Annotated in this window: 9 protein-coding genes; 6 read left to right on the forward strand and 3 right to left on the reverse strand. The window is 72.2% G+C overall.

What is annotated here, in order from left to right; all coding sequences use genetic code 11:
• Position 1: 1 nt before the first annotated feature.
• Both ABZ809_RS29025 and ABZ809_RS29030 read left to right on the forward strand, forming a co-directional pair.
• Positions 2-1,282, forward strand: coding sequence for a sensor histidine kinase (locus tag ABZ809_RS29025; protein ID WP_357565802.1), 1,281 nt, complete (start codon positions 2-4; stop codon positions 1,280-1,282).
• A complete protein-coding gene (locus ABZ809_RS29030) occupies positions 1,279-1,908 on the forward strand; it encodes a response regulator transcription factor (RefSeq protein ID WP_357565803.1) in 630 nt (209 codons plus the stop codon). The genes ABZ809_RS29025 and ABZ809_RS29030 overlap by 4 nt, the downstream gene beginning before the upstream one ends.
• Positions 1,909-2,089: 181 nt before the next feature.
• Here the strand turns inward: ABZ809_RS29030 and ABZ809_RS29035 are convergent, their stop codons facing one another.
• Positions 2,090-2,572, reverse strand: a complete 483-nt coding sequence (locus ABZ809_RS29035) for a MarR family transcriptional regulator (protein WP_357565804.1) — start codon at positions 2,570-2,572, stop codon at positions 2,090-2,092.
• A gap of 51 nt (positions 2,573-2,623) precedes the next feature.
• Between ABZ809_RS29035 and pip the strand changes: the two genes are divergently transcribed.
• The gene (gene pip / locus ABZ809_RS29040) at positions 2,624-3,583 is read left to right on the forward strand and encodes a prolyl aminopeptidase (protein ID WP_357565805.1); all 960 of its coding nucleotides are present in this window, start codon (positions 2,624-2,626) and stop codon (positions 3,581-3,583) included.
• Between the two features lie 50 nt (positions 3,584-3,633).
• Here pip and ABZ809_RS29045 read toward each other — a convergent pair whose 3' ends face one another.
• Positions 3,634-4,287 (reverse strand): dihydrofolate reductase family protein, encoded by a 654-nt coding sequence (locus tag ABZ809_RS29045; RefSeq protein WP_357565806.1) that lies wholly within the window; start codon positions 4,285-4,287, stop codon positions 3,634-3,636.
• 417 nt (positions 4,288-4,704) lie between these two features.
• Here ABZ809_RS29045 and rox point away from each other — a divergent pair, with 417 nt between their 5' ends.
• Complete coding sequence (gene rox / locus ABZ809_RS29050; RefSeq protein ID WP_357565807.1) at positions 4,705-6,132, forward strand: rifampin monooxygenase; 1,428 nt, start codon at positions 4,705-4,707, stop codon at positions 6,130-6,132.
• Between the two features lie 16 nt (positions 6,133-6,148).
• On the opposite strand, the gene ABZ809_RS29055 is transcribed toward rox, so the two are convergent.
• Entirely contained in the window at positions 6,149-7,372 is a 1,224-nt protein-coding gene (locus ABZ809_RS29055) for a chorismate-binding protein (protein WP_357565808.1), read from the reverse strand.
• Between the two features lie 96 nt (positions 7,373-7,468).
• Between ABZ809_RS29055 and ABZ809_RS29060 the strand changes: the two genes are divergently transcribed.
• Both ABZ809_RS29060 and ABZ809_RS29065 read left to right on the forward strand, forming a co-directional pair.
• Positions 7,469-7,669: a DUF5999 family protein gene (locus tag ABZ809_RS29060; protein ID WP_347669485.1), complete on the forward strand. Its 201-nt coding sequence runs from the start codon at positions 7,469-7,471 to the stop codon at positions 7,667-7,669.
• Complete coding sequence (locus tag ABZ809_RS29065) at positions 7,575-7,844, forward strand: DUF5999 family protein (protein ID WP_357565809.1); 270 nt, start codon at positions 7,575-7,577, stop codon at positions 7,842-7,844. Before ABZ809_RS29060 ends, ABZ809_RS29065 begins: the two co-directional genes overlap by 95 nt.
• Positions 7,845-7,854 lie beyond the last annotated feature (10 nt).

Here is a 7,854-nt window from a genome sequence, read left to right on the forward strand (position 1 = left end):
CGTGAGCATCGAGGCCGAGCTGCGGGCAGAGTTCGATCGCTGGGAGCGCAAGGAGATCGCCGCCTTCCAAGTTCTCCCGTACCTTCTCCTGGCGGTGTGCACCCTCATCGCGCTGCTGCTGCCGCTCTGGGAATTGTGGCAGCACCTCCCGATGACGCTCGTGCTCTCGATCGCGACCACGATCTGGCTGCTCTGGTTCCACACGCTGCACCCGGGATGGCACCAGAACGCCTCGCTGATGGGCCTGTACTACACGGGGCTGATGGTGCTGGCCGCCAGCCTGGTGGCGATCGCACCCTGGTACGGCCTCTTCGCGTTTGTCGGCTACCCCCAGGCGTTTCAGTACCTGGCAGGCCACTGGCGGTACGCCGGCACCGCCGCCACATCCATGATCATGGCGGTGTCGTACCTGGGTGGGATGGCCACCATCACCGCCGGCTTCTGGTGGGCGTGGGTCGCCATCAGCCTGATCAGCACGGTGCTGGCCTGTGCGTCCTCCTACTTCGTCGAGTCGGCCGACGCGCGCAACCACAAGCAGAAGCGGGCGCTCGCCGAGTTGCACGAGACCAACGTCAAGCTCGAGGCGGCGCTGGAGGAGAACGCCGGCCTGCACGCCCAGCTGCTGGTGCAGGCCCGCGAGGCCGGGGTGTTGGACGAGCGGCAACGAATGGCGCGCGAGATCCACGACACCCTGGCCCAGGGCCTCGCCGGCATTCTCACCCAACTGCAAGCCGCCGAGCAGACACTGGACGAGCCTCCGACATTGCGCCGGCACATGACGAACGCGATGAACCTGGCCCGGGAGAGCCTCACCGAGGCCCGCCGGACGGTCCACGCGGTGGAGCCGGAGGCGCTCGCCGAGGCCCGGCTCCCGGACGCGATCAGCGACGTGACCCGGCGCTGGTCGGAGGTGAACGACATCGACGCGGCGCTGACCACCACCGGCGACCCCCGACCGATGCATGCCGAGGTCGAGGTGACGCTGCTGCGGGCCGCGCAGGAGGCGCTCACCAACGTCGCCAAGCACGCGAAGGCCAGCCGGGTCGGCCTGACCCTGTCGTACATGGAGGATCTGGTGACGCTGGACGTACGCGACGACGGGGTGGGTTTCGAGCCCAACACCAAGCGCGCAAACGGCTCCACGAACGGCGGGTTCGGGCTCGCCGGCATGCGACAGCGGGTGCAGCGCCTCGCGGGCCGGCTCGACATCGAGTCGGAGCCTGGCGGCGGCACTGCGATCTCGGCTTCCGTGCCGGCGATTCCGGCCGGAGGCGGGCAGTGATCTCGGTGCTGATCGTCGACGACCATCCGGTGGTCCGGGACGGGTTGCGGGGCATGTTCAGTGCCGACCCGCGCTTCGAGGTGCTCGGCGAGGCCGGTGACGGCGCGGAGGCCATCGCGGTCGGGGAGAAGCTCCGACCCGACGTGATCCTCATGGATCTGCGGATGCCACGGACCGACGGCGTCACGGCCATCAAGGAACTGGCCAGACGCGGAGTGCCGGCCCGCGTGCTCGTGCTCACCACGTACGACACGGATCGCGACGTGCTGCCCGCCATCGAGGCCGGCGCCACCGGATACCTGCTGAAGGACGCGCCGAGAGAAGAGTTGTTCCGGGCGGTGGAGGCGGCCGCGGAGGGGCAGGCGGTTCTCTCCCCCGCGGTCGCGACCAGACTCATGGGGCAGATGCGGCAGCCGGCCTCGGAGCCGCTGTCGCAACGTGAGCTGGAGGTCCTGGAACTGATCGCCCGCGGCTCGACCAACCGCGAGGCCGCCAAACAGCTGTTCATCAGCGAGGCGACCGTCAAGACACACCTACTGCACGTGTACGCGAAACTCGGCGTCAACGACCGGGCGGCCGCCGTCGCCACCGCCTTCTACCGCGGCTACCTGACACCATGCAGCTGACACATTCGACAAGACCGAGCGGCGCCGAGCATTGCGGCCAGCAGGAACGGCAGAAGCGCGGTGGTGACCGCTCAGCGACGTCGGCAGGCGGGCTGAAAACGTCCGCTCATCGGTGTGTCCGGACGTTTCGAGGGCTCCGATGCCCTCCTACGCCGGTTGGAGCTGCGGCTGCAGGGCATCGTCAGGCCAATGGCGGCAGGCCCGCGTCGGCGATGCGTTGACGTATCGACCGCCGGCCGACCGCGGCGAGGACCTCGTGCAGCAGGTCGGCCAGTGGCACCGGCAGCTCCGCGTCCAGCTCGCGCATCGCGGCGGTCGTCGCCGCCCACTCGGCCTCGATCACCGGCAGCAGTTCGCGGGCCCGGTCGGTCAGGTGCACGACGCGCTGCCGGGCGTCCGTCCCCGGGACCAGGTGGACCAGGCCGGCGCGGGCCATCTGGGCCACGGTCTGGCTGGCCGCCGAGTGGGTGACGCCGATGCGGCGGGCCAGGTCACGGATGGGCAGCGGCCCGTCGGCGACCAGCACCCGCAGCGGCGGCGAGAACCGGGGTCGGTAGTCGGCCAGGCCCCGCTCGGCGTAGACCGCGGCGACGTCGCCGTCGAGCGTCTCGAGGACGTGCCGTAGCAGCGTCCCGAGGGCCTCGCGGTCCGGTGCGTTCGTCACTCCGCTAATGTAACAGCCCTGTTGTATTCGGGTACGGGGAGGGAGACGGGCATGGCACAGCGGTATCGGCTGGTCGAGCCGGACGCGCACGGGATGCTCGACGTGGGTGACGGCCAGCTCGTGTACTGGGAGACGTGCGGCAACCCGGACGGCAAGCCGGCTGTCGTGCTGCACGGCGGGCCGGGATCCGGCTGCACGCCGAGCTGGCGGACCTTTTTCGACCCGGCCCGCTACCGGGTGGTCCTGTTCGACCAGCGGGGCTGCGGCCGCAGCACCCCGCACGCCGCCGACGCGGACGTGGACCTGTCCACCAACACCACCGACCACCTGATCGCCGACATCGAGTTGCTGCGCGAGCACCTCGGCGTGGACCGCTGGCTGGTGCTCGGCGCCTCCTGGGGCTCCTGCCTCGCCCTGGCGTACGCGCAGCGACACCCGCGGCGGGTCAGCGAACTGGTGCTGTTCAGCGTCACCGCAGGCACCCGCCGGGAGCTCGATTGGATCACCCGGGACATGGGGCGGGTGTTCCCGGCCGAGTGGGCCCGCTTCCGCGACGGCGTGCCGCCGGCCGACCGCGACGGCGACCTGGCCGACGCGTACGCCCGACTGCTGGCCGACCCGGACCCGGCGGTGCGCGAGCAGGCCGCCCGGGACTGGTGCGCCTGGGAGGACAGCCACGTCGCCACCGCCCCCGGCCACCGGCCCGACCCCCGCTACGACGATCCGGTGTTCCGGATGGCGATGGTCCGGCTCGTCACCCACTACTGGCGGCACGGGTGTTTCCTGCCGGAGGGGCAGATCCTGCGCGAGATGGGACGCCTGGCCGGCATTCCGGGGGTGCTCCTGCACGGCAGGCTCGACATCAGCAGCCCGGCGGACATCCCGTGGCAGCTGGCGCAGGCCTGGCCCGACGCCCGCCTGGAGCTGCTGGAAGCGGCGGGGCACGGCTCCCGCAACGGCATGGCCGAGCGGGTCGTGGCGGCGCTGGACGACTTCGCCGGTCGCCGCTGAGGGCTCCCCGGGCCGGTCCGCTCCCGCCGCTGCGGCGGGAGCGGACCGGTTCACGCGACGGTCTCCCTGCCGTCGCGCACGGCGAACTCGCCGGTGCCGGTGGCGCCGAAGCCGGCCTGGCGCAAAGTGAGCGAGACGGCACCGGCACCCCCGCCGAGCACCTCCGACTCGGTGACCCGGTAGGTCGCCGGCGCGGCGCCGTCGGCGAACAGCCGCTTGCCGTCGCCGACGACGACGGGGAACTGGAGCAGCCGGACGGTGTCGACGAGCCCGGCGTCGTGCAGGGCGCGCGCCAGCTGCCAACTGCCGTGCACCTGGAGCTCGCGTCCCGACCGCTGCTTGAGCTGGCGTACCTGCCCGACGATGTCGCCGCGCAGCACGGTGGTGTCGCCCCAGGCCGCGTCGGCGTCGGAGAGGGTGTTGCTGACGACGTACTTCGGCCAGGTGTTGAGCGCGGTGGCCACGAGGTTCTCGGGGTCGGTCACCTGCGACCAGTAGCCGCGCATCATCTCGAACGTGCGCCGCCCCAGCAGGAAGGCGTCGGCCTGCCGGAACCAGCCGTCGACCGGGTCGAGCTGGCCGTCCGCGCTGTGCGGCACGAGCCACCCGCCACGGGTGAACCCGTTGCTGGGGTCCTCCTCGGCTCCGCCCGGGCCCTGCATGACGCCGTCGATGCTGACGAAGGTGTTGATGCTCAGTTCCATGGCTGTCTCCCTGTCTGCGGCTCCGCACGGGTGCGGTGTCGCCCGTTCCTCGTCGAGAACGTCACGACTCTCCCGCCGACAGGAGATTATGTCAAGACAAAATTATTTGTCGGTCGTGGACGTGGAGGCAGGCGAGCGGATCGGAACGGGATGAGAGGGGCTCGTCCGTCCCCACAGCGGCCCACGAACAGCCCACACCGGTCGACGAACAGCAAAGGCAGGGAGATCGACCACTCCCTGCCACTCCCAACATATAGCGCACCGGGGGTCTTGCGGCAAGGCCCGGGGGGTGACGCAGAATCGTCGGCCGAGGCCGGAACTTGCGGGAAACCACGGATTCGCGGAGTACGCACAGCTTTGCGCTGATGTGGCTCGCGAACCGCCGGAGCAACCGGCCCGAGACAACGGGGGGCTTTCGTGATCGACGTCATCGTTGCCGGCGGTGGACCGACCGGCCTGATGCTGGCCAGCGAGTTGCGGCTGCACGCCGTACGCGTGCTCGTGCTGGAGAAGGAGACGGAACCGACCAGGGTCGTCCGCGCGCTCGGCCTGCACGCGCGCAGCATCGAGGTGCTGGACCAGCGCGGCCTGCTGCCGCGGTTCCTCGCGCTCGGCCAGCGACACCCGGTCGGTGGCTTCTTCGCCGGCATCGCCAAGCCGTCGCCCGAGCGGCTGGACACCGCGCACCCGTACGTCCTCGGCATCCCGCAGACCGTCACCGACCGCCTCCTGGCCGAGCACGCCACCGCACTCGGCGCCGAGATCCGGCGCGGCAGCGAACTCGTCGGGTTGGACCAGGACGACCACGGGGTGAGCGTCGAGCTGGCCGACGGCACCCGGCTGCGCGCACGCCACCTCGTCGGCTGCGACGGCGGTCGCAGCACCGTACGCAAGCTGCTCGGCGTCGGCTTCCCCGGCGAGCCGACCAGAGTCGAGACGCTGCTGGGCGAGGTGGAGCTGACCGCGTCGCCGCAGACGCTGGCCGCCGTGGTGGCCGAGGTCCGCAAGACCCAGCTACGGTTCGGCGTCGTACCCCTCGCGGACGGGGTGTACCGCGTCGTCGCGCCCGCCGCGGGGGTGACCGAGGACCGCACGGTCACGCCCACTCTGGACGAACTGAAGCAGCAGCTGCACGCGGTGGCCGGCACCGACTTCGGCGCGCACTCGCCGCGCTGGCTCTCCCGGTTCGGCGACGCCACCCGGCTGGCCGAGCGCTACCGCAGCGGTCGGGTGCTGCTGGCCGGCGACGCGGCGCACATCCATCCGCCGACCGGCGGGCAGGGCCTCAACCTCGGCATCCAGGACGCGTTCAACCTCGGCTGGAAACTGGCCGCCGAGGTCGACGGCTGGGCGCCGCAGGGCCTGCTGGACAGCTACCACACCGAACGGCAGTCGGTCGCCGCCGGCGTGCTGGACAACACCCGCGCGCAGATGCAGCTGCTGTCCCTCGATCCGGGCGCCCAGGCGGTGCGGCGGCTGGTGTCCGAGCTGATGGACTTCGAGGACGTGAACCGGCACCTCATCGAGAAGATCACCGCGATCGGGATCCGTTACGACTTCGGCGACGGCCACGACCTGCTCGGGCGGCGGATGCGGGACGTGCCGCTGAGGCGTGGGCGCCTCTACGAGCTGACGCACGGCGGCCGTGGGCTACTGCTCGACAAGACCGGCCGGCTCTCGGTGGCGGGTTGGGCGGATCGGGTCGACCACGTCGTCGACGCCAGCGAGGAACTGGACGTGCCCGCGGTGCTGCTGCGGCCCGACGGCCACGTGGCCTGGGTCGGTGACGATCAGCAGGATCTGCTCAGCCACCTGCCCGAATGGTTCGGGGCCGCCCGCACGTGAGCGCGCGCAGCTCTGCTCAGGAATTGGTGAGCGCGGCGCGGACCGGGGCGGCCTTCGCCGCCGCCTCGGCGACCTCGGCGTCGGGGTCGCTGCCCCAGGTGATGCCCCCACCGGCCCAGACGTGCACGCGGTCGGCGTCCACGGCGGCGGTGCGGATGGTCAGGCCCAGGTCGATCCGCCCCGGAGCGACCCAGCCGAGGGCGCCCATGCTCGCGCCCCGGCCCACCGGCTCCAGCGCGGCGACCAGGCCCAGCGCGGCGAGCTTCGGGGCGCCGGTGACCGAGCCGCCGGGGCAGACCGCCCGCAGCAGGTCGGCCAGGCCGAGCCCGTCGGCCGGCGCCGCCGACACCGTCGACTCCGCCTGCCACAGGTCGCACCAGCGGCGTACGGCGAACAGCTCGTCGACCCGGACGCTGCCGGTGCGGGCGACCCGGGCCAGGTCGTTGCGTTCCAGGTCGACGATCATCACGTGCTCGGCGCGTTCCTTGGCCGAGGCGAGCAGCTCGGCACGGCCGGCGGCCGTGGCCGGCCGGGTGCCCTTGATCGGCCTGGTGATCAGCCGACCGCCGGCGAGTTCCACGAGTGTCTCCGGACTCGCGCAGCCGATCGCCCAGCCCTCGCCGGCGAGCGTGCCGCCGTAGCGGGCGCCGGGCAGCGCGGCCAACCGGCCGAGGGCCGGCATCGGGTCGCCGGTGTAGGGCGCGGCGGCGTGGCCGACGACGTTGACCTGGTAGACGTCGCCGCGGCCGATCGCCGCGCGGACCGCCGTCACCGCGTCGGCGTGCTGGCGGGGCGTCCAGCTCTGCGCCCAGTCGCCCCGCCACCAGCGCCCGCCGGGCGACGCGGGGACCGGTGGCGCGGCCGGCCCGTGGCCGTAGACGACCACGGCGACCTCCGGCAGCGCGGGAGCGGGGTTGGCCGCGCCCACCGGCGCGCCGATGAGGCTCGCGCCGGCGGCGGCCGAGACGTAGAGGGCCGCCCCGCACGAACGGGCCGGATCGTGGGCGGGCGCGGGGCGGGCCAGGTCGTGCAGCGGCAGGCCGTGCGCGGCCAGGAACTCCTCGGCCAGCGCCGCCGGGTCGCCGCCGTCGGCGCGGCGCCACTGCCACCGGGCCCGCTCGACGAGCGTACGGCGGCAGTCGGCCGGTGCGCCCGGCACGTCGACAGCTAATCCTGGAAGCGTTCCCACGCCATCCGGCCCATTCACCATCAACCGTTCAGTGGATTTCCGGTAAACCATGCGTATACCTGCTCGATGCTGGCCACTTTCGCTTGGTACTGTGCGTCACTGGTCATGTGAACCATGACACAGTGCCCCCACAGTCCGGAGAACCCGATGTGCCAGCACCAGCCCACCTGCCCCTCCGCCGAAGCGACCGACCGGGAAGCCGCCCGCGTCCTCGCCTGCTTCCCTGAGCAGGGCTGGAGCCTGCTCTGCAACGGTGTCATCGTCTTCGAGGACACCGGCGAGCTGCTCCCCGACGGCCGGACCATCGCCCCGCACCGCGGCCCGGCCCGCCACGCCCTCGTCGCCTGACCCCACTCACACTCCGTCACGCACTTCTGTCGCGTCGACCCAGGCTAGTCCCCCGGTCGGGACACCAGCCGCCCAGGTCGGCGCAGCCCGCTTCGAGGACACCGGCGAGCTGCTCCCCGACGGCCGGACCATCGCCCCGCACCGCGGCCCGGCCCGCCACGCCCTCGTCGCCTGACCCCACTCAC

This window comes from Micromonospora sp. NPDC047074 (genome assembly GCF_040643815.1).
In the GTDB taxonomy this organism is placed as follows: Bacteria; Actinomycetota; Actinomycetes; order Mycobacteriales; family Micromonosporaceae; genus Micromonospora.

Bases quoted from the DNA above. Each gene is read 5' to 3' on its own strand.
- pip (WP_357565805.1), top strand. From the start codon at position 2,624: ATGGCACAGCGGTATCGGCTGGTCGAGCCGGACGCGCACGGGATGCTC.
- ABZ809_RS29045 (WP_357565806.1), bottom strand. From the start codon at position 4,287: ATGGAACTGAGCATCAACACCTTCGTCAGCATCGACGGCGTCATGCAG.
- ABZ809_RS29055 (WP_357565808.1), bottom strand. From the start codon at position 7,372: ATGGTTTACCGGAAATCCACTGAACGGTTGATGGTGAATGGGCCGGAT.
- ABZ809_RS29060 (WP_347669485.1), top strand. From the start codon at position 7,469: ATGTGCCAGCACCAGCCCACCTGCCCCTCCGCCGAAGCGACCGACCGG.